At 73.3% G+C, this 20,136-nt stretch carries 18 protein-coding genes; 12 read left to right on the top strand and 6 right to left on the bottom strand.

The genetic code is table 11. The features are described from left to right. Nucleotides 1-40 precede the first annotated feature (40 nt). On the bottom strand, nucleotides 41-517 hold the full coding sequence (locus ACWEV0_RS11770) for a DUF2690 domain-containing protein (RefSeq protein ID WP_453148675.1): 477 nt from the start codon (nucleotides 515-517) through the stop codon (nucleotides 41-43). A gap of 32 nt (nucleotides 518-549) precedes the next feature. After that, nucleotides 550-1,020 (bottom strand): DUF2690 domain-containing protein, encoded by a 471-nt coding sequence (locus tag ACWEV0_RS11765; RefSeq protein ID WP_453148673.1) that lies wholly within the window; start codon nucleotides 1,018-1,020, stop codon nucleotides 550-552. A 219-nt stretch (nucleotides 1,021-1,239) separates the two neighbouring features. On the opposite strand from ACWEV0_RS11765, the gene ACWEV0_RS11760 reads away from it, so the two are divergent. The 6 genes from ACWEV0_RS11760 to ACWEV0_RS11735 all read left to right on the top strand — a co-directional run bounded on the left by ACWEV0_RS11760 (nucleotide 1,240) and on the right by ACWEV0_RS11735 (nucleotide 9,373). Beyond that, nucleotides 1,240-2,160, top strand: coding sequence for a TIGR03619 family F420-dependent LLM class oxidoreductase (locus tag ACWEV0_RS11760; RefSeq protein WP_453148671.1), 921 nt, complete (start codon nucleotides 1,240-1,242; stop codon nucleotides 2,158-2,160). Between the two features lie 14 nt (nucleotides 2,161-2,174). Beyond that, nucleotides 2,175-2,936 (top strand): SDR family NAD(P)-dependent oxidoreductase, encoded by a 762-nt coding sequence (locus ACWEV0_RS11755; RefSeq protein WP_453148669.1) that lies wholly within the window; start codon nucleotides 2,175-2,177, stop codon nucleotides 2,934-2,936. Between the two features lie 99 nt (nucleotides 2,937-3,035). Next, nucleotides 3,036-4,160 (top strand): LLM class flavin-dependent oxidoreductase, encoded by a 1,125-nt coding sequence (locus ACWEV0_RS11750; protein ID WP_453148667.1) that lies wholly within the window; start codon nucleotides 3,036-3,038, stop codon nucleotides 4,158-4,160. 176 nt (nucleotides 4,161-4,336) lie between these two features. After that, entirely contained in the window at nucleotides 4,337-6,076 is a 1,740-nt protein-coding gene (locus ACWEV0_RS11745; RefSeq protein WP_453148665.1) for an N-acyl-D-amino-acid deacylase family protein, read from the top strand. After that, nucleotides 6,073-7,554 carry an aldehyde dehydrogenase family protein gene (locus ACWEV0_RS11740; RefSeq protein ID WP_453148663.1) on the top strand — a complete coding sequence of 494 codons (1,482 nt, stop codon included), beginning with the start codon at nucleotides 6,073-6,075 and terminating at the stop codon, nucleotides 7,552-7,554. Before ACWEV0_RS11745 ends, ACWEV0_RS11740 begins: the two co-directional genes overlap by 4 nt. A 244-nt stretch (nucleotides 7,555-7,798) precedes the next feature. After that, on the top strand, nucleotides 7,799-9,373 hold the full coding sequence (locus ACWEV0_RS11735) for an APC family permease (protein WP_453148661.1): 1,575 nt from the start codon (nucleotides 7,799-7,801) through the stop codon (nucleotides 9,371-9,373). A gap of 91 nt (nucleotides 9,374-9,464) precedes the next feature. Here ACWEV0_RS11735 and ACWEV0_RS11730 read toward each other — a convergent pair whose 3' ends face one another. Further along, nucleotides 9,465-9,683, bottom strand: a complete 219-nt coding sequence (locus tag ACWEV0_RS11730) for a hypothetical protein (protein ID WP_453148660.1) — start codon at nucleotides 9,681-9,683, stop codon at nucleotides 9,465-9,467. Between the two features lie 78 nt (nucleotides 9,684-9,761). On the opposite strand from ACWEV0_RS11730, the gene ACWEV0_RS11725 reads away from it, so the two are divergent. Then, a complete protein-coding gene (locus tag ACWEV0_RS11725; RefSeq protein ID WP_453148658.1) occupies nucleotides 9,762-10,319 on the top strand; it encodes an N-acetyltransferase family protein in 558 nt (185 codons plus the stop codon). On the opposite strand, the gene ACWEV0_RS11720 is transcribed toward ACWEV0_RS11725, so the two are convergent. Beyond that, nucleotides 10,250-11,008 carry a GNAT family N-acetyltransferase gene (locus tag ACWEV0_RS11720; protein ID WP_453148657.1) on the bottom strand — a complete coding sequence of 253 codons (759 nt, stop codon included), beginning with the start codon at nucleotides 11,006-11,008 and terminating at the stop codon, nucleotides 10,250-10,252. The two genes, ACWEV0_RS11725 and ACWEV0_RS11720, sit on opposite strands and share 70 nt — an antisense overlap. A gap of 37 nt (nucleotides 11,009-11,045) precedes the next feature. On the opposite strand from ACWEV0_RS11720, the gene ACWEV0_RS11715 reads away from it, so the two are divergent. Further along, complete coding sequence (locus ACWEV0_RS11715) at nucleotides 11,046-11,666, top strand: hypothetical protein (RefSeq protein ID WP_453148655.1); 621 nt, start codon at nucleotides 11,046-11,048, stop codon at nucleotides 11,664-11,666. On the opposite strand, the gene ACWEV0_RS11710 is transcribed toward ACWEV0_RS11715, so the two are convergent. Next, entirely contained in the window at nucleotides 11,663-13,135 is a 1,473-nt protein-coding gene (locus tag ACWEV0_RS11710; RefSeq protein ID WP_453148653.1) for a CehA/McbA family metallohydrolase, read from the bottom strand. The two genes, ACWEV0_RS11715 and ACWEV0_RS11710, sit on opposite strands and share 4 nt — an antisense overlap. Before the next feature lie 450 nt (nucleotides 13,136-13,585). Here ACWEV0_RS11710 and ACWEV0_RS11705 point away from each other — a divergent pair, with 450 nt between their 5' ends. The 3 genes from ACWEV0_RS11705 to ACWEV0_RS11695 all read left to right on the top strand — a co-directional run bounded on the left by ACWEV0_RS11705 (nucleotide 13,586) and on the right by ACWEV0_RS11695 (nucleotide 18,326). Further along, nucleotides 13,586-14,416: a TIGR03619 family F420-dependent LLM class oxidoreductase gene (locus ACWEV0_RS11705; protein WP_453148651.1), complete on the top strand. Its 831-nt coding sequence runs from the start codon at nucleotides 13,586-13,588 to the stop codon at nucleotides 14,414-14,416. A gap of 30 nt (nucleotides 14,417-14,446) precedes the next feature. Beyond that, complete coding sequence (locus ACWEV0_RS11700; protein WP_453148649.1) at nucleotides 14,447-17,056, top strand: bifunctional FO biosynthesis protein CofGH; 2,610 nt, start codon at nucleotides 14,447-14,449, stop codon at nucleotides 17,054-17,056. A gap of 139 nt (nucleotides 17,057-17,195) precedes the next feature. Continuing rightward, entirely contained in the window at nucleotides 17,196-18,326 is a 1,131-nt protein-coding gene (locus ACWEV0_RS11695) for an ADP-ribosylglycohydrolase family protein (protein ID WP_453148647.1), read from the top strand. Between the two features lie 31 nt (nucleotides 18,327-18,357). Here ACWEV0_RS11695 and ACWEV0_RS11690 read toward each other — a convergent pair whose 3' ends face one another. Continuing rightward, entirely contained in the window at nucleotides 18,358-19,140 is a 783-nt protein-coding gene (locus ACWEV0_RS11690; RefSeq protein ID WP_453148646.1) for an SDR family oxidoreductase, read from the bottom strand. An 82-nt stretch (nucleotides 19,141-19,222) separates the two neighbouring features. Here ACWEV0_RS11690 and ACWEV0_RS11685 point away from each other — a divergent pair, with 82 nt between their 5' ends. Continuing rightward, on the top strand, nucleotides 19,223-20,053 hold the full coding sequence (locus tag ACWEV0_RS11685; RefSeq protein ID WP_453148644.1) for a hypothetical protein: 831 nt from the start codon (nucleotides 19,223-19,225) through the stop codon (nucleotides 20,051-20,053). Nucleotides 20,054-20,136 lie beyond the last annotated feature (83 nt).

The following is a 20,136-nucleotide window of genomic DNA, read 5'->3' as shown; positions in this document are numbered from 1 at the left end:
GCCGGTCGGCGGGGTGGCGGCCGCGCGGGGGCTCAGGGCATCAGTAGCTGCCGGTGCGCGTGTACTTGAGGCCGCCCGCGCCGTCGACCATGCCCTGCGCGTACGACGTCACGCCCGCGTCGTTCACCATCGGCGTGTAGCAGGAGCTGGAGCCCACCGACACGGTGCAGGAGTAGCTGCGGCCGTCCGAGTTACGGATCACCGTCGCCTGGGCGCAGGCGTGGCCGGCCGAGGCGTTGCCGCAGTCGGACTGCGAGTAGTTCAGGCTGATCCGGGCCCAGGTGGTGCGGCAGCCCGAGTTGTAGCGCAGCTCGATCGAGCCCTGGTAGGTGCCGAAGTACGGGTCGTACAGACCGGCCGACGAGACCGTGCTGGTCGTGCCGCCGCAGCTGGTGGACGCCGGGTCCCAGCCGTCGTAGGTGGCGGCCTGGGCCGAGCCGCCGGTGGCGACCAGGCCGGCGGCGGCGAAGAGCAGCGAGGTGCCGGCCATGGCGGTGCGGCGCAGAAGGTTACGCATGGTGGTCGTCTCCTGGGAGTTGCGGGGGCGGATCAGTAGCTGGCGGTGCGGGTGTACTTGTCGCCGCCCGCGGTGTCCGTGTAGCTCTGCGCGTACGAGGAGACGCCGGCGTCGTTGACCATCGGCGTGTAGCAGGAGCTGTGGCCCGAGGTCACGGTGCAGGAGTAGCTGGCGCCGTCGGAGTTGCGGATGATCCACGCCTTCGGGCAGGCGATGCCGGCCGACGAGGTGCCGCAGGCGTCCTGCGTGTAGTCCATGGTGATGCGCGCCCAGGTGGTGCGGCAGCCCGAGCTGTAGCGCAGCTCAAGGGTGCCCAGGTGGTTGCCGTACGGGTCGGTCATCGCGGCCGACGAGACGGTGCTGATGCCACCGCAGCCGCTGCTGGCCGGGTCCCAGCCGTCGTAGGTGGCGGCCTGGGCCGAGCCGCCGGTGGCGACGAGACCGGCGGCGGCGAAGAGGAGGGAGGTGCCGGCCAGGGCCGTGCGGCGCAGGAGGGTACGCATGGAGAGGTCCGTTCTTCGGATGGGGAAGGCGCGGAACACTGGGTTCCGGACACAAGGTGGGGCACGCCGCCGCCCCGCGGCTTGGAGAAATCCGCACACCTGCCCCGGATGGCGGAGTCCTCGGTGCGGCCGACCCCTTGTCTGACAGACCGTCAGGGGACAGCATGGGTCGGTCGCCATAGCTGACGCTACGTCAGATAATGACCCGAGGGAGTCCCCATGGTGGTCTACGGCATGCAGCTGCCCGTCCAGTCCCAGAGCACCCTCTACGCCGAGTCCTGGGAGGCCGCCGCCGGCCCCGCGGACCTGCTCGCGGTCGCCCGCGCCGCCGACGCCCTCGGCTTCGACTACGTCGCGTGCTGCGACCACGTCGCCATCCCGCGCCGGCTTTCCGCCGCGATGAGCACCGTCTGGTACGACCCCGTGGCCACCCTCGCGTACCTCGCCGCCGCCACCGAGCGCGTCCGGCTGCTCTCGCACGTCGCCGTCGTCGGCCTGCGGCACCCGCTGGTCACGGCCAAGGCGTACGCGACCCTGGACCACCTCTCCGGTGGCCGGCTCGTCCTTGGGGTCGGGGCCGGGCACGTGCGGGAGGAGTTCGAGGCGGTCGGGGCCGACTTCGCCGGGCGCGGCGGCGTGCTCGACGAGACGATCGACGCGCTGCGGGCGGCCCTCGGGCCCGAGGAGTACCCGGCGCACGACGGCCCACGCTTCGCCTTCCGCGACCTCGGCCAGCGGCCCCGGCCCGCCCAGGACCGGGTACCGGTCTGGGTCGGCGGCTCCTCGCCCGCCGCCGTGCGGCGCGCCGCGCTCAAGGGCGACGGCTGGCTGCCGCAGGGCGACCCGCGCGACCGACTGCCCGAGCAGATCGCGAGGCTGCGGCGGCTGCGCGAGGAGGCCGGGATCGAGGCGCCCGTCACCGTCGGCGCGATCACCGAGGCGCTGTACGTCGGCGAGCCCGGCTGGGACACCGGCCGCCGCACCCTGAGCGGCAAGCCGCAGCTGCTCGCCGAGTCGCTGCGCGCGTACGGCGAGATGGGGGTGCACCAGGTCCAGGTGCGCTTCCGCTCCCGGAGCCGCGGCGAACTCACCGACCAGATGGCGGCGTTCGCCGCCGAGGTCGCCCCCCATCTGAACTGAGGAGCGTGGCGGACATGGGCAAGCTGGACGGGCGCGTCGTCGTCATCACGGGCGCGGCGCGCGGGCAGGGTGAGCAGGAGGCGCGGCTCTTCGCCGCCGAGGGGGCGCGGGTCGTCCTCGCCGACGTCCTGGACGACCAGGGCGAGGCGCTCGCCAAGGAGCTGGGCGCCGACCGGGCCGCGTACGTCCACCTGGACGTGACGAGCGAGGCGGACTGGGCGGCGGCGGTGGCGGCGGCCAAGGAGCGCTTCGGCCGGATCGACGGGCTCGTCAACAACGCGGGCATCCTGCGCTTCAACGAGCTGGTGTCGACGCCCCTTGAGGAGTTCCAGGCGATCGTGCAGGTCAACCAGGTCGGCTGCTTCCTGGGCATCAGGTCGGTCGCCCCGGAGATCGAGGCGGCCGGCGGCGGCACGATCGTCAACACCGCCTCGTACACCGGTGTCACGGGCATGGCGGGCGTCGGCGCCTATGCCGCCACCAAGCACGCCGTCCTCGGGCTCACCCGGGTCGCGGCCCTGGAGCTGGCGGGGAAGGGCATCCGGGTCAACGCCGTCTGCCCGGGCGCCATCGACACCGCGATGAGCAACCCGGAGGGCGTGGACCCGGCGGCGACGGCGGAGCTGTACCGCGGCCTGGTGCCGCTGGGCCGGATCGGGCGGCCGGAGGAGGTGGCGGCGCTCGCGCTCTTCCTGACCGGCGAGGAGTCGTCGTACATCACGGGGCAGCCGTTCGTGATCGACGGGGGCTGGCTGGCGGGCGTGAGCCTGTTCTGACGCACCCGACATAGCTGACGGCTCGTCAGGTATTGACACGCCGGACCACATCCAAGAATCTGACGGAACGTCAGAAACTCACAAGGGCGGTGAACTTCCTTGGAATTCGGGATCTTCGTACAGGGATACGTCGGCAAGCGCGCCGAGACCGATCCCGAAGCCGAGCACAAGGCACTCATGGAGGAGACCGAGTACGTCATCCAGGCGGACCGGTCCAACTTCAAGTACGCCTGGGCCTCCGAGCACCACTTCCTGGAGGAGTACTCCCACCTCTCCGCGAACGACGTCTACCTGGGCTACCTCGCCCACGCCACCGAGCGCATCCACCTCGGCTCCGGCATCTTCAACCCGCTCGCGCCCGTCAACCACCCGGTGAAGGTCGCCGAGAAGGTCGCCATGCTCGACCACCTCTCCGGCGGCCGCTTCGAGTTCGGCTCCGGCCGGGGCGCCGGCTCCCACGAGATCCTCGGGTTCATGCCGGGCATCACCGACATGAACCACACGAAGGAGATCTGGGAGGAGACCATCGCCGAGTTCCCCAAGATGTGGCTCCAGGACGAGTACGAGGGCTTCCAGGGCAAGCACTGGTCGCTGCCGCCCCGCAAGGTGCTCCCGAAGCCGTACGGCAGGTCCCACCCCGCCATGTGGTACGCGGCCGGCTCCCCGTCCTCGTACGCCATGGCCGGCAAGAAGGGCCTCGGCGTCCTCGGCTTCAGCGTCCAGAAGGTCTCCGACATGGAGTGGGTCGTCGAGTCCTACAAGACCGCGATCAAGGAGGCCAAGGCGGTCGGCGACTTCGTCAACGACAACGTCATGGTCACCTCCACCGCGATCTGCGCCGAGACCCACGACAAGGCCGTCGAGATCGCCGTCGGCGGCGGCCTCAACTACCTCCAGTCCCTCCTCTTCCGCTACCACGACACCTTCCCGCGGCCCGAGGGCATCCCGGAGTGGCCCGAGCTGCTCCCCGAGTACTCCGCAGAGATCATCGAACTCCTCATCGCCGAGGAGCTGATGATCTGCGGCGACCCCGGCGAGGTCCTCGCCCAGTGCCGGCGCTGGGAGCAGGCCGGCGCCGACCAGCTGTCCTTCGGCCTGCCGATCGGCATCTCCTACGAGGACACGATGAACACGATCAAGCTGATCGGCGAGCACGTCATCCCGCAGATCGACACGGACCCGGTGCACCGGACGACGCGCTTCCGGCAGTCGGCGGGCAGCTGACGCACGAGCACGGGGCGGCGTCTTCCCGGACCGCCGCCCCGCACCGGCCCCGGCCGGAGACCGTTTCCGCGGCGGCCTCCGGCCGGGGCACACCCGCGTCCACGCCCACGTCCGCGTGCACGTCCACCGCCACGTCCGCACCCGCGTCCACGTCCCCGGACAGGAAAGGGAGCGCCATGCTCGACCACCTCATCAAGGGCGCCACCGTCGTCGACGGCACCGGCGCCCCCGCCGTCACCGCAGACGTCGGCATACGCGACGGCCGGATCGCGGTCGTCGCCGCACCCGGCACCGTCACCGAACCGGCCCGCACCGAGGAGGACGCCACCGGGCTCGTCCTCGCGCCCGGTTTCGTCGACCCGCACACCCACTACGACGCCCAGCTGTTCTGGGACCCGTACGCCACCCCGTCCATGAACCACGGCGTCACCACCGTCGCCGGCGGCAACTGCGGCTTCACGCTCGCCCCGCTGCACCCGGACCGCCCCGAGGACGCGGACTACACGCGCCGGATGATGTCGAAGGTCGAGGGCATGGCGCTCGCCGCCCTGGAGGAGGGCGTCGACTGGTCGTGGTCGTCGTTCGCCGAGTACCTCGACGCGCTCGACGGGCGGATCGCGGTCAACGCGGGCTTCATGGTCGGGCACTGCGCGCTGCGCCGGTACGTGATGGGACCGGACGCGGTCGGCGGGCAACCGAGCGAGGAACAGCTCGCGCAGATGGTCCGGCTGCTCAAGGAGGCGATGGAGGCCGGCGCCTGGGGCCTGTCCACCACCCAGTCCTCGACCCACTCCGACGGCGACGGCGCCCCCGTCGCCTCCCGCCACGCGGGGCCCGCCGAGCTGATCGCCCTCTCCCGCGCCGTCGGCGAGCACGAGGGCACCCAGCTGGAGGCGATCCTGGCCGGCTGCCTCGACCAGTTCTCGGACGCCGAGATCGACCTGTTCGTGGAGATGACGGCCGCCGCGGGCCGCCCGCTCAACTGGAACGTCCTGACCATCGACGCCACCGTCCCCGAACGCGTCCCGCGCCAGCTCCTCGCCTCCGAGCGGGCCCGCAAGTCCGGCGGCCGGATCGTCGCGCTCACCATGCCGATCCTCACGCCCATGAACATGTCGCTCGGCACCTTCTGCGCCCTCAACCTCATCCCCGGCTGGGGCGAGGTCCTGGGCCTGCCCGTCCCCGAGCGCATCGCGAAGCTCCGCGACCCCGACGTCCGCGCCGAGATGCTGCGCCGCGCCGACTCCAGGGAGGCCGGGGTCTTCCGGCGGCTCGCGAACTTCGGCCGCTACGTCATCGGCGACACGTACAGCCGCGAGAACCGGGGCCTGACCGGCCGGGTGGTGAAGGACATCGCCGCCGAGCGCGGCCAGGACCCCTTCCAGGCACTCGTCGAGATCTGCGCCAACGACGAGCTGAAGACCGTCCTGTGGCCGATGCCCACCGACAACGACCCGGCCTCCTGGGCACTGCGCCGCGAGACCTGGCAGCACGAGGACGTCCTGCTCGGCGGCTCGGACGCGGGCGCCCACCTGGACCGGATGTGCGGGGCGCCGTACACCACCCGCTTCCTCGGCGACTGCCTGCGCGGCCGGAAGCTCGTCCCGCTGGAGCAGGCCGTGAGGATGCTCAGCGACGACCCGGCCCGCCTCTTCGGCCTGCGCGAGCGCGGCAGGATCGCCGAGGGCTTCCACGCCGACCTGGTCCTCTTCGACCCCGAGCGGATCGACGCGGGCCCGGCGACCCTGGTCCACGACCTGCCGGGCGACAGCCCGCGCCTGGACTCGCGCGCGGTCGGCATCGTGTCGGTGCGGGTCAACGGGGTGGAGACGGTGCGGGACGACGAGGTGACGGGCGCGATACCCGGGCGGGTGCTGCGCTCGGGCCGGGACACGAGGACGGTGAGCACCCGATGAACGACGAGACCCCCGGGATCACGGAGCGGCTGTACATAGGAGGGGAGTGGGTGGAGCCCGAGAGCGGGCACTACCCGGTGATCAACCCCGCCACCGAGGAGGTCGTCGGGCTCGCGCCGGAGGCGAGCGGGCGCCAGGTGCACGAGGCCGCCGAGGCCGCCCGTACCGCCTTCGCCACCTGGTCCCGTACGAAGCCCGAGGAGCGCGCCGCGATCCTCGACCGGGCCGCCGACCTGATGGCCCGCGACGCCGAGCGGAACACCGGCCTCGCCCGCGCCGAGACCGGCGCGACCACGGCCACGGCCCGCGGGATGCAGGTGGCGGTCGGCGCGGCCCGCTTCCGGCGCTACGCGCGGGGCGCCCTGGAGCCGGTCGAGGAGGCGCTGCCGCCGCAGATCAACGAGGCCGGGCCGATGGGGAAGGCCGGGGTGTTCGGGGCGGTGGCGGTACGGCGCCCGGTGGGCGTGGTCACCTGCATCACCTCGTACAACAACCCCTGGGCCAACCCGGCCGGCAAGATCGCCCCGGCGCTCGCCATGGGCAACACGGTCGTCGTGAAGCCCGCCCCGCAGGACCCGCTCTCCGTGTACGCGATGACCCGCGCCCTCGCGGAGGCGGGAGTCCCGGCCGGGGTGGTCAACGTGGTCACCGGCGCGTCGCCCGCCGTGGGCGAGGCGGCCGTGGACTCGCCGGCGGTCGACATGGTCTCCTTCACCGGCTCCACGGCCGTCGGCCAGGCGATCGGCGAGGTGTGCGGGCGCGCGATGAAGCGGCAGCTGATGGAGCTGGGCGGCAAGGGCGCGGCGCTCGTCTTCGACGACGCCGACCTGAACGCGGCCGTGACCGGGATCGGGACGACCTTCTCCTTCTACAGCGGGCAGATCTGCACCGCCCCGACCCGGGTGATCGCGCAGCGCGGGATCTACGAGCAGCTCGTCGCGAAGCTGGCGGGCTACATCGGCTTCCTGAAGGTCGGCGACCCGGCGGAGCGCGGCACGGTGGTCGGCCCGGTGATCTCGGCGGCCCACCGCGACCGCGTCGAGTCGTACGTGGAGCTGGGCCGGAAGGAGGGCGCGCGGGTCGCCGCGGGCGGCGAGCGTCCGGCCGGTCCGGGTCTCGACCGCGGTTTCTACGTGGCGCCGACGCTGCTCGCGGACTGCACGAACGAGATGCGGGTGGTCCGGGAGGAGATCTTCGGCCCGGTGGTCGTGGTGGTGCCCTTCGACGACGAGGAGGAGGGGATCGCGCTCGCGAACGACAGTGACTACGGGCTGATCGACTACGTGTTCTCCGGCGACGTGGCCCGGGCGTTCCGGGTGGCGGGGCGGCTGCGGGCCGGCGGGGTCGGTATCAACACGATCGGCCGGAACATGGAGGCGCCGTTCGGCGGCTTCAAGAAGAGCGGGGTCGGGCGTGACGTCGGCTCGTACGCGCTGCACGCCTACAGCGAGCTGCAGGCGGTCGTCTGGCCGGGGTGACGCGAGCGCCGGGGTGACGCACGTCACAAGGAAACCTGGAAACGGGCATTCTGGGCGTGGCTGCGGTTTCCGAATATCGGACACTCGGTTCCGGTTGGAATGGTTGATCGGTCAACTCCAGTAGTCGATCTTTTAATCATTGGCGGGTGTCCGATTCGACCCGAGGAATGCAAGGCTATGATCGATCGGCCGGGCGGATTTCGATCTTCCAGATGTGGAAATCGCAGCATTTAACGTCGAGTTCATGACTCAGGTGGATGTGCGGCCCCAGGCCGGAGACGCGGCGCGGGGCGTGCCCGCCGCCCCTGCCCCGGCCGACGCGCCGGGCATGCGCGGCAAGGGCCTCGGCGGCAACTCCGTCGGCCTCGTCGGCAGCGCCGTCATCGGCGTCTCCACCGTCGCCCCGGTCTACTGCCTGACCTCGACCCTCGGCTCCACCGCCGGCGAGGTCGGCCTCCAGATGCCCGCCGTCTTCCTCGCGGGCTTCCTGCCGATGCTGCTCGTCGCGTTCGCGTACCGCGAGCTGAACAAGGCCATGCCGGACTGCGGCACCTCCTTCACCTGGACGGTGAAAGCGTTCGGTCCCAGGCTCGGCTGGATGTGCGGCTGGGGCCTGGTGATCGCCACGATCATCGTGCTCTCCAACCTGGCCGGCGTCGCCACCTCGTACTTCTGGCTGCTCGCCGGCGAGATCAGCGGCAACCCGTCGATCGCCGCCCTGGACGACGACAAGGCCGTCCACATCGTCACCTGCCTGGCGCTGATCGGCGCCGCGACCGCCATCAGCTACCGCGGCATGACCGCCACCAAGGGCGTGCAGTACGCGCTCGTCGGCCTCCAGCTGCTCGTCCTCGCCGTGTTCGTCGGGATGGCGCTGTCGAAGGCCGGCTCCTTCGAGACCTCGGTCCACTTCTCCTGGTCGTGGATGAACCCGTTCGCCGTGCAGTCCTTCGCCGCGTTCACCGCCGGGCTCTCCCTGTCGATCTTCATGTACTGGGGCTGGGACACCTGTCTGACGGCCAACGAGGAGACGATCGGCAGCGAGAAGACCCCCGGCCGCGCCGCGCTCGTCGCGATGGTCGTCCTGGTCGGCTCGTACCTCGCCACCGGCATCGCCGCCCAGATGGCCGTCGGCTCCGGCGGCCAGGGCCTCGGCCTCGGCAACCCCAAGACCTCCGACAACGTCTTCGCCGCCCTCGCCGGCCCGGTCATGGGCCCCGCGCTCGGCATCCTGCTCTTCGTCGCGGTCCTCGCCTCGGCCGCCGCCAGCCTCCAGACCACCTTCATCCCGGTGGCCCGCACGGTCCTGGCCATGTCCACGTACGAGGCGCTGCCGGCGTCGTACGCCAGGGTCCACCCGCGCTTCAAGACCCCTGGCAGGGCCACGGTCGTGGCCGGCGTCGCCACCGGCGTCTTCTACACGGTGATGACCCTGGCCAGCGAGCACGTCCTGGTCGACACGATCTACGCGCTCGGCCTGATGATCTGCTTCTACTACGCGCTGACGGCCTTCGCCTGCGCCTGGTACTTCCGGCGCGAGCTGACCCGCTCCGTCCGCGACCTGGTCTTCAAGGGCCTGTTCCCGCTGCTCGGCGGAGTGCTGCTGGCGGCGGTCTTCGGCAAGACGCTGTACGACATGTGGGATCCGGCGTACGGCTCCGGCTCCGCGGTTTTCGGCGTCGGGTCGGTGTTCGTGATCGGCGTCGGGCTGCTGCTGCTCGGCGTGGTGATCATGCTGGTGATGCAGAGGCGGAGCCCCGCGTTCTTCCGGGGCGAGGTGCTCACCAAGGAGACCCCGTCACTGGTCGTCGAGGACTGATGGACTCCTCGGCCGTCCGGTGACGGACGCCGGTGACGGAAACGGCGAGGTGGCGGGCCCGTGGGGGGTCCCGCCACCTCGCTGCTTCGTTCTACGGGTGCCCGACCGGGAGCAGGTTCTCGACCATCTTGTTGGCGGCGGGCATCTGGTCGGCGACGGCCGGCTTCGGCTTGGGGGCGAGGACGCCGCTCAGCGGGACGACGGAGGGCAGGTTGGCACCGGCGGAGTCGGCGGCGGCGGTGCCGGCGGCGGCGAGCCCGCCGGAGAGGGCGAGGCCGGTCAGGGCGGCGGCGGTGAGGATCTTCTTCATGTCGCGAGAACGCCGGAGGGTGGGACGTGGTTACGCCGCCCCTTCCCCTCCAGTGCATTTATATGCGATTCTCGGAATATGAATGCACTGGAGGGGTGGTCGTTCCGTCCTGCCCGGGACGAGGACGTGGAGCCCGTCGCCGAACTGAAGGCGGTCGTCATGCGGGACGACCTGACACGGCTCGGCCGGTACGACGCCCACCGCGTCCGGCAGCGGCTGCGGGACGGCTTCCGCCCCGCGCACACCTCGGTGATCGAACTGGCCGGCGCCTTCGCCGGCTGCGTCGCCTTCGGCCCCTACCCGCACGGCCCCGGCCGCTACCTGGAGCACTTCTACCTGGCCCCCGAGGCACAGGGCCGCGGCCTCGGCACGGCCGTGCTGCGCACGCTCCTCGCCGAGGCCGACGCGGAGTCGGTCCCGGTCCGGCTGACGGTGGTCCAGGGCAGCGCGGCCCGGCGCCTCTACGAGCGGGAGGGCTTCAGGGTCGAGGCGGAGGACCCGATCGGCGTGCTGATGGTGCGGGAGCCGGTCGTGGCGGGCGCCCCGGCGGCCACCGGCCAGGGGGGCTATCCGGCCTCCTCCGCCGGCTCCGCGATCAGCGCCGTGCCGATCGTGCGGAAGCCCAGGCGGGCGTAGAGGCGGGCCACCGTCTCGTCCGTGGCGGACAGGAAGACCGTTTCCGCGCCTGCCGCGCGGGCGTCCGCGACGAGGGCGGCGGTGACGGCGAGGCCGAGGCCGCGGCGGCGGTACCCGGGACGGGTCCCGACGCCGACGACCTCGGTGACGGCACCGACGGGCTGGTGCTGGCCGGCCGCGAGGGCGGTGCCGGAGGGGTCGAGGGCGGCGGCGAGGCGGGTGAGGCCCGCGTCGAGGCGGGCCGCCACCTGGGCGGCCGCGCCGGGTGTCGGGGTGGCGCCGAAGGCGGCGTAAGGGGCGGCGACGGCGGACTCCAGGGCGGGGTCGGCTGGGCCCACCATCCGTACCGTGACGCACTCAGGAGGCGCGGGCAGTTCCTCCGCCGTCTCCGTCAGGACCATCAGCGGGTGCTCGTGCACCACGAGCCCGCTCGCCTCGACCGCCGCCCGCAGCCCCGGCGTCGTCTCCGCGACCCACTCGAACGCCTCGGGCACCCCGAGCTCCCGCTGCCGGGCCCGTACCTTCTCCACCGCCCCCACCGGCACCTCGCCGGGGTGGCCGAGCGCGGGCCGCGCGTAGTACGGCCAGCCCGCTCCCTCCCGTACGAAGAGGGTGAGCGGCCCGAAATCCTCGGCGCGGGCGGCGGATCGGGGTACGGAGTCGTAATAGGACTCCAGGCGCGTCAGCATGCGGGCTACCGTACGGAAGCCGATCAACGGGGGAAACATGAATACGAACAGCGGCCGCGCCTGCCCGGGCTGCGGGCGGGACGACCTGGTGCAGGCGGTGCCCGCCGCGTACCTGGCCGGGCGGGACTCCGTCACGAGCCGGGAGCGGAACGGCGACGGCCAGGTGCGGACGGTGACGCGGCAGGTGACGACCGCGCTGGCCGAGGCGCTGGCGCCGGTACCCAAGGAGCCCGCCCAGGGCCTGGCCGGCGTCGCCGCCCTCGCGGGGTTCGTGGCGGTCGGCACCTTCCTGGGCTGGGTCTTCGTCGGGCGGGCCTTCGAGGAGGTGCCCGACGGGGCGTACTTCGGGACGCCCGACACCCTGGGCCCCGACCTCGGCTTCCTCGGCTGGGTCTCGGCCCTCGCGCTGGGCATCGCCGTCCTCGCGACCGTCGTCCTGGTCCGGCGCCGGGGCGAGTTCGCGCGGCGGACCGGCGGGCGGCAGCAGGCGGAGGAGCTGTGGGCGCACGGCTGGTACTGCCACCGCTGCGGCACCGTCCATCTCGTCGACGTGCCCGGCGAGGACACCGTCCCGCTCTCCCTCCAGCGGTTCCGCGAGCGGGTGTGGGAGCGGGGCGGTTACGGCGAACTGGCGGCGCGGCAGCGGGCCGTGGGTTAGCCGGCGTCGAGGAAGACCGGGTTGGTGAAGGCGGCCAGGGCGCCCGGGAGCGGCGGCGCGGTGACCGGGTGGCGGACCTCGGCGCGCACGTAGGCGGCGTTGGCGGCGGTCGTCGTCCACTCCGCGCCGCCGCCCCGCGCCGGCGTCGTGAACAGCACGCCCTGGTCGGTGACGAAGCGGACCGTGCCGTCCTGCGGCGCGCCCGTGACGCGCAGCCGGGCGGTCACGGGCGCGTCGGCCGGGACGGTCAGGCGCTCGCCGAGCCCCGCGGAGCGCCCGCGGCCGTCGGTGAGGGTGAAGTCCAGGGAGACGGCGGCGGATTCGGCGACGTACGAGCGACCGGAGCGCAGCCCGTCGAGGATCGCCTCGCGGCTCAGCTCCTCCGCCAGGACGACGGTCTGCGGGGTGCCGACCAGGTCGGGGTCGCGGTGCGCGTCGCTGTTGCCCATGGCGGGCGTCCAGCGGCCCGCCGCGAGCGCCCCGTCCCAGCCCGCGAGCGAGACCTCGTCGTCGGGCGTGTACGGGCCGTTCCACACCTCGACCGCGTCCGCGTCGCCGAAGCCGTACTGCCAGGCGCAGCCGATGCAGGTGGCGTGCGGGTGCGCGGGCACGACGAGGCCGCCGGTGCGGCGGATCTCGCGGGCGAAGCGGCCGAAGCGGTTGTCGCGGGCCCGGTAGCGCCAGTCGACGAAGGTGCCGGGGTCGGTGCCGAGGGCGAGGACGTGGCCGGTGCGGGTGGTGACCTCCTCGCCGAGCAGGATCAGCAGGTCGTCGCCCGCGCTGTCGGCCCAGGCGCCGTGCCCGGCGTGGGTGTTGTGCTCGGTGCCGGCGATGAAGTCGAGCCCGGCGGCGCGGGCGAGGGCGGCGACCTCGGCGGGGGTGCGGCGGCCGTCGGAGTGCACGGTGTGCAGGTGGCAGTCGCCGCGATACCAGTCGCGGCCGCGGCCGCGGGCCCGCTCGGGCGGGTAGGTGGGGCGGGGAGTGGGCGCGGAGGGCCCGAACCGCAGGGTGACGGTCACGGTGTAGGTCAGCCCCTGCGGGGCGACGGTGTACGGGGCGAGGGCCACGTACCAGGTGCCGGCGTGCAGCGGCCCGGCGACGTAGCCGGGCGTGGCGTCGTCGGCGCGGACGAAGAACTCCTTGCGGGCGCCGCCCGACCAGCCCCGGAAGCCGCGGCCGCCGAGGGCGGTGCCGCGCTGGTCGAAAAGGCCGATGTCGAGGGCGTTGCCCTGGGTGCCGGCGGGGACGGCGGGCCGGTCGTAGGCGTAGCCGACGTGCAGCTCGCGGACGCCGGGCGGGAGGTCGACGGGGAGGTGGACGAAGTCGGGGGCGCCGGGCGGCAGCGTGCCGGTGACGGTGCGGACGAGGTCGTCACCGTTCCCGGCGGCGTGCGCGAAGCTCACGCTGCCTAAGGTAAGCGCGGTGGCGGCGCCGGTCACGAGGACGGCGCGGCGAGAGGTCGTGGTCATGCGGACGACTGTCCGGGCGCCGCGTGAACGGCGGAACCCCGCGCGGGAGAACAACGACGGACGCCACGCCCCCGGCGCCCCGGGCGGACCGCGCGCCGAACGCCCTGCGCCCGCGCCCGCGCCGCAAGAATCCGCTCCGTACGCCTCGCGGGCCGCGCCCCGAACGCCCTGCGCCCGCGCCAACGGCCGCCCTCCGGCCCGTCGGCCGCCCGCTCCAGGCTGCGGCGAATCCGCGGACCGGGCGCCGAATGCCCTGCGGTGCGCCGCGCGACCGTGGACCGGGCGCCGAACGCCGTGCGGTGCGCCGCGCGATTCCGCGGACCGCGAGCCGGAAGTCCTGCGGTGCGCCGCGCGAATCCGCTCCGCACGCCTCGGAAATCCGCCTCGTACCCCTCGCAAAACCACCTCGCACCCCTCGGAAATGCGCGTCCCACCCCCTACCGTGCCCCCATGCGGATCTCGACCACGATCTTCCTGACCGACGAGACCATCACGCCCGTCCGCCTCGCCCGCGAGCTCGAACAGCGCGGCTTCGCCGGGCTCTACCTCCCCGAGCACACCCACATCCCCGTCTCCCGCGACACCGCCCACCCGGCGGGCGTCACGCTCCCGCGGGAGTACACGCGCACGCTCGACCCCTTCGTGGCGCTCGGCCAGGCCGCCGCCGTGACCGAACGCCTCGGCCTCGGGACCGGCGTCACGCTGGTCGCCCAGCACGACCCGATCGCCCTCGCCAAGCGGATCGCGACCATCGACCACCTCTCCGGCGGCCGCTTCACCCTCGGCGTCGGCTACGGCTGGAACCGCGAGGAGGCCGCCGACCACGGCGTCACCTGGTCCACCCGCCGCGCCCTCACCTCCGACCGGCTGGACCTGATGCGCGCCCTGTGGGCCCCCGAACCCACCTCCCACGCCTCCTCCTTCGGCCCCTCCCTCAGCCCCTCCGAAGCCTGGCCCAAGCCCGCGGGCGGCGCCCCGCGCACCCTCCTCGGCGGCGCCGCCGGCCCGAGGCTCTTCGCCGAGATCGCCGCGCGCACGGACGGCTGGATGCCGGTCGGCGGCCGCGGCCTGACGGAGACGCTCCCCGTGCTCCGCGCGGCCTGGGAGGAGGCCGGCCGCGACCCGAAGGCCCTCCAGATCGTGCCGTACGCGGTCCTCCCCAGCCCCGGCAAGCTCGCGCACTACGAGGAGCTGGGCTGTGAGGAGGTCGTGCTCCAGCTGCCGCCGGGCGACGAGCGGGAGGTGCTCGCGGTTCTCGACGACTTCGTCCGATACCTGTGACCTGCACCGACCCGCTCGTATGCTCGGTCCATGACGGATCACCAGGCACCACGCAACTCCGCCCCGACCGAGAACGCCATGCGCCGGGCCCTCAAGCGGGCCCGGGACGGGGTGGCGCTCGACGCGGGTGAGGCCGCCGTGCTGTTGCAGGCGCGGGGGGCGGATCTGGAGCAGTTGGTCGGGGTGGCCGGGCGGGTGCGGGATGCGGGGCTCGCGCAGGCCGGGCGGCCGGGGGTCATCACGTACTCGAAGAGCGTGTTCATACCGCTCACGCGGCTGTGCCGGGACAAGTGCCACTACTGCACGTTCGCGACCGTGCCCGGCAAGCTGCGGCGGGCCGGGCACGACATGTTCATGAGCCCGGACGAGGTGCTCGACATCGCGCGGCGGGGCGCCGAACTCGGCTGCAAGGAAGCCCTCGTCACCCTCGGCGACAAGCCCGAGGACCGCTGGCCCGAGGCGCGGGAGTGGCTCGACGCGCACGGGTACGACGACACCGTCGCGTACGTACGGGCCATGGCGATCCGGATCCTGGAGGAGACCGGGCTGCTGCCGCACCTCAACCCGGGGGTGCTGTCGTGGACGGACTTCCAGCGGCTCAAGCCCGTCGCCCCGTCGATGGGGATGATGCTGGAGACGACGGCGGAGCGCCTGTGGTCCGAGCCGGGCGGCCCGCACCACGGCTCGCCGGACAAGGAGCCCGCCGTGCGCCTGCGCGTCCTGGAGGACGCGGGCCGGTCCTCCGTCCCCTTCACCAGCGGGCTGCTGCTCGGCATCGGGGAGACGTACGAGGAGCGCGCCGACTCGCTGTTCGCGCTGCGCCGGATCGGCCGGGCCTACCACGGCATCCAGGAACTGATCATCCAGAACTTCCGCGCCAAGCCGGACACGGCCATGCGCGGCATGCCGGACGCCGAGCTCGACGACCTCGTCGCCACCGTCGCCGTCGCCCGGCTCATCATGGGCCCGAGCGCCTGCCTGCAGGCCCCGCCGAACCTGGTCGACGCCGAGTACGAGCGCCTGATCGCGGCCGGCATCGACGACTGGGGCGGGGTGTCGCCGCTCACCATCGACCACGTCAACCCCGAGCGCCCCTGGCCGCAGATCGACGAGCTGGCGGAACGCTCCCGCGCCGCCGGCTTCGAGCTGCGCGAACGGCTCTGCGTCTACCCGGAGTTCGTGCGGCGCGGCGAGCCCTGGCTGGACCCGCGGATCGTGCCCCACGTGCGGGCGCTCGCGGATCCCGAGACCGGTCTCGCCCGGCCCGACGCGCCCGTCCGCGGCCTGCCCTGGCAGGAGCCCGACGAGGCGTTCACCTCGGCCGGCCGGACCGATCTGCACCGCACCATCGACACCGAGGGCCGCACCGGCGACCGCCGCGAGGACTTCGACGAGGTGTACGGGGACTGGGAGGCGCTGCGCGAGGCCGCCGCGCCCGGCATGGTGCCGGACCAGCGGGCGCCCGAGCGCGTCGACGCCGACGTGCGGGAGGCCCTCGCCGTCGCCGCCGACGACCCGGCCCGGCTCACCGACCCGCAGGCCCTCGCCCTCCTCCACGCCGACGGCCCCGCCCTCGACGCCCTGTGCGGCATCGCGGACGACGTCCGGCGCGCGACGGTCGGCGACGACGTCACGTACATCGTCACCCGCAACATCAACTTCACCAACGTCTGCTACACCGGCTGCCGCTTCTGCGCCTTCGCCCAGCGCCGCACCGACGCCGACGCCTACACCCTCTCCCTCGACCAGGTCGCCGACCGGGCCGCGCAGGCGTGGGACGTCGGCGCGGTCGAGGTCTGCATGCAGGGCGGCATCCACCCGGACCTGCCCGGCACCGCGTACTTCGACATCGCGCGCGCGGTGAAGCAGCGCGTCCCCGGCATGCACGTGCACGCCTTCTCGCCGATGGAGGTCGTCAACGGCGCCTCCCGCACCGGGCTCTCGATCCGCGAGTGGCTGACCGCCGCCAAGGAGGCCGGGCTCGACTCGATCCCGGGCACGGCCGCGGAGATCCTCGACGACGAGGTCCGCTGGGTGCTCACCAAGGGCAAGCTGCCCACGGCCACCTGGATCGAGGTCGTCACGACCGCCCACGAGCTGGCCATCCGCTCCTCGTCGACGATGATGTACGGGCACGTGGACCAGCCCCGCCACTGGCTCGGCCACTTCCGCACCCTGGCCCGCATCCAGCAGCAGACCGGGGGCTTCACGGAGTTCGTGACGCTCCCGTTCATCCACACCAACGCGCCCGTCTACCTCGCGGGCATCGCGCGCCCCGGCCCGACCGTCCGCGACAACCGGGCCGTCACGGCGATGGCGCGGCTGCTCCTCCACCCGTACATCCCCAACATCCAGACCAGTTGGGTGAAGCTGGGCACGGAGGGCGCCGCCGCGATGCTGCGCTCGGGCGCCAACGACCTCGGCGGCACGCTGATGGAGGAGACCATCTCCCGTATGGCCGGGTCGAGTTACGGCTCGTACCGCTCGATCCGCGACCTGGAGGCGATCGCCGAGGCCGCCGGCCGCCCGTCCCGGCCGCGCACGACGCTGTACGGGGAGGTCCCGGAGGAGCGGCAGCGCGCGGCCCGCGCGTCGGACGGGCACCTTCCGGAGCTGCTGCCGCTCCTGCCCCAGGAGTGAGGGAAAACTACGGTCAAATACGGCCTGAAGGGCGCCGGAACACATAACGTTCCGGCCCCTTAACGAGCGCATCCGGTCCATTACAGTGCTGGACGGACCAGTGAACGGACCAGTGACCGGTATACGGAAAGGGCGCGTCGTGACCACCACAGCCGCCGCCGTGTGGGGCCGCACCGAACAGCAGGACTTCCGTGCCCGGGTCCGCGGCTGCCTCCTGGGCGGCGCCGTCGGCGACGCGCTCGGCGCCGGCGCGGCCGGGCGCACCCTCGCCGCGCTGCGCGGGACGCACGGCCCCGAAGGCCTGACCGACCTCGTCCTCGACCCGGCGCGCGGCCGCCGGGGCGCCGTCACGGCCGCCACCCAGATGTCCCTGTTCACCGTCGACGGCCTGATCCGCGCCCAGGTCCGCCGCGACACCGGCGCCTGGCACCCGCCCACCGACGTCCACCGCGCCCATCTGCGCTGGGCCGCCACCCAGCGTGACTGGGGACCCGACGAGCGGCGCCCGGACCTGGGCTGGCTCGCCCGCGAGGAGTGGCTGTACGCCCGCCGCGACCCCGCCCGGGCCTGCCTCACCGGCCTCGGCGACGACGTCCTCGGCACGCTCGACCGGCCCAAGAACCCGGAGGCCGCCGACTCCGGCGCCCTGGTCCGCTCGGCGCCCTTCGGCCTGCTCGTCGGCTGGGAGCCGCAGCTGGTCTGCCAGCTCGCGGTCGAGTGCGCCGCCCAGACGCACGGTGCCCCCGCCGCGTACCTCTCGGCCGGCGCCCTCGCCGTCGTCGTGCACGGCCTGGCCCGCGGCGACAGCGTCGACGGCGCCGTCCGCACGGCACAGGCGCAGCTCGCGCCGCGCCCCGGCCACGAGCCGGTCACCGAGGCCCTGGAGGCCGCCCTCGCCGCCGTACGGGAGGGCGTGCCGGACGCGGAGCGGGTCACGGCCCTCGGAGCCGGCGAGGACCGCGCCGAGGCCCAGCTCGCCGCGGCCGTCTACTGCGCCCTCGTCGCCGAGGACATCCGCCACGGCCTCCGCCTCGCGGTCAACCACGACGGCCCCTCGCCGGCCACCGGCACCCTCACGGGCGCCCTCCTCGGCGCCCTGCACGGCGAGACGGCCCTGCCGCCCGCCTGGCTGGTCGAACTGGAGGGCCGGCCCACAATCCTCGCGCTCGCCGACGACTTCGCGATGGAGATGACACAGGGCCCGGCACTGCACGGCCCGTCGGTCCCGGCCTCGGCCTCGGGCTGGCTGGCCCGGTACCCGAGGGGTTAGGGCCGGTCCGGCCCCGGGCGCCCCCGCCCCGTCACCTCATCAGCTCGCCGGCGTTGACCAGCAGCGACTGGCCGGTGATCGCCCGCGCCCGGTCCGAGGCCAGGAAGGCGGCCGCCGCCGCGACGTCGCCGTCCGTCGCCAGTTCCGGCAGTGCCATCCGCTCGGTGAGCCGGGCGAGCACCTCCGCCTCCGGGACCTGCTCGGTGTGCGCGGTGAACTGGACGTACGCCTGCACCGGCGGCCCCCACATCCAGCCCGGCAGCACGGTGTTGACCCGGATCCGGTACGGGCCGAGCTCGCGCGCCAGTGAGTACATGGCCGAGGTCAGCGCGCCCTTGGACGCCGCGTACGCCGCCTGCCGCACCTGCGAGGGCGCGGCCACCGCCGACTGCGTGCCGATCAGGACGACCGAGCCTCCCCGCTCCTTGAGGGCGGGCAGGCAGGCCCGGGTCATCCGCAGGGTGCCGAGCAGATTGACGTCGAGCACGCCCTGCCAGGTGGCGAAGTCGGCGTCCTCCAGGCCGCCGAAGTACGAGTCCCAGGCGGCCACGTGGACCACCGCGTCGATCCCGCCGAAACGCTCCACCGCGAGCGCGGCCAGCGCCTCGCACTGGGCCTCGTCGGTGATGTCGGTGGCGCGGTACGCGGTCCTGGTCCCGTCCGGGTCGATCTCGGCGGCCGACTTGGCCAGGTTGGCCTCGGTGCGCGCCCCGAGGACCGCCCGGCCCCCGTCCCGTACCACCGTTTCGGCGATCCGGTGCCCGAGCCCGGCGCCGACGCCCGACACGACGACCGTCTTTCCCTGAAGCAGCATCGACGCCCTCCTCGACCCTGGCCAAGCATCTGACGGTCCGTCAGAGTAGGTCCGAGTCGCCCACAAGGGAAGGGGAACGAGGATGAGCGAACCGAGGACGAGCGAGACGTACGGGGAGCTGGCCGCGGTCGGGCCGTACGGCGTGCACCCCGGCCACGCCCTCATCACCATGGTGGAACCGCACCCGGGCCACGAGTACGCCTACAACCGCTGGTACGAGGACGACCACTACTACGCGGGCGCCATGGCCATGCCCTGGATGTACGCGGGCCGCCGCTGGGTCGCGACGCGCGAGCTCCAGCTCCTGCGCGGCCCGGAGAAGTCCGCGGTCGCCCAGCCGGTCACCGCCGGCTGCTACCTCTCCACGTACTGGATCACCGACGGCCGCTACGACGAGCACATGAAGTGGACCGTCGCCATCAACAAGCGCCTCAACCGCGACGCCCGGGTCTACCACGACCGCACCCACGTCTTCACCTCGTTCCAGGACCACGAGGTGACCGTCTACCGGGACGGGGCCGCCGGGCCGCGCGACTTCCACGCCCTCGACCATCCGTACGGCGGCCTCATCCTCCAGGTCATCGACACGGAAGGGCCCGGGCAGCGGGCCGAACTGGTCGAGCGGCTGTGCTCGCGCGAACTGCCGCGGCGCCTCGCCGGCTCGCCGGCCGCGATGGTCACGGTCTTCCGGCCCACGCCGCTGCCCGGCGACCGGATGACGTACGTGAAGCAGGTGGAGGGCGTCGACACCCGGCTGACCCTGCTGTGGTTCCTGGAGGCCGACCCGCGCACCTGCTGGGAGGACCGTTTCGCCGACCTCGCCTCCGCGGAGTGGGGCGGCCGGGTGGAGCTGGTGGCGCCGTTCGTCCCGACGGTGCCGGGGACGGACCGGTACGTGGACGAGCTCAGGTGACGCCTGTCGGCGGAAGCGGAAAAACGCCGAGCCCCCTCGGCCAGGACGGCGGACCGGTCGAGAGGGCTCATTCCGTAATGCGC

It is taken from the genome of Streptomyces sp. NPDC003943 (assembly GCF_053605265.1).
The sequence above is the reverse complement of the archived record's forward strand: the minus strand, read 5'-3'. Positions and strand labels throughout refer to the sequence as shown.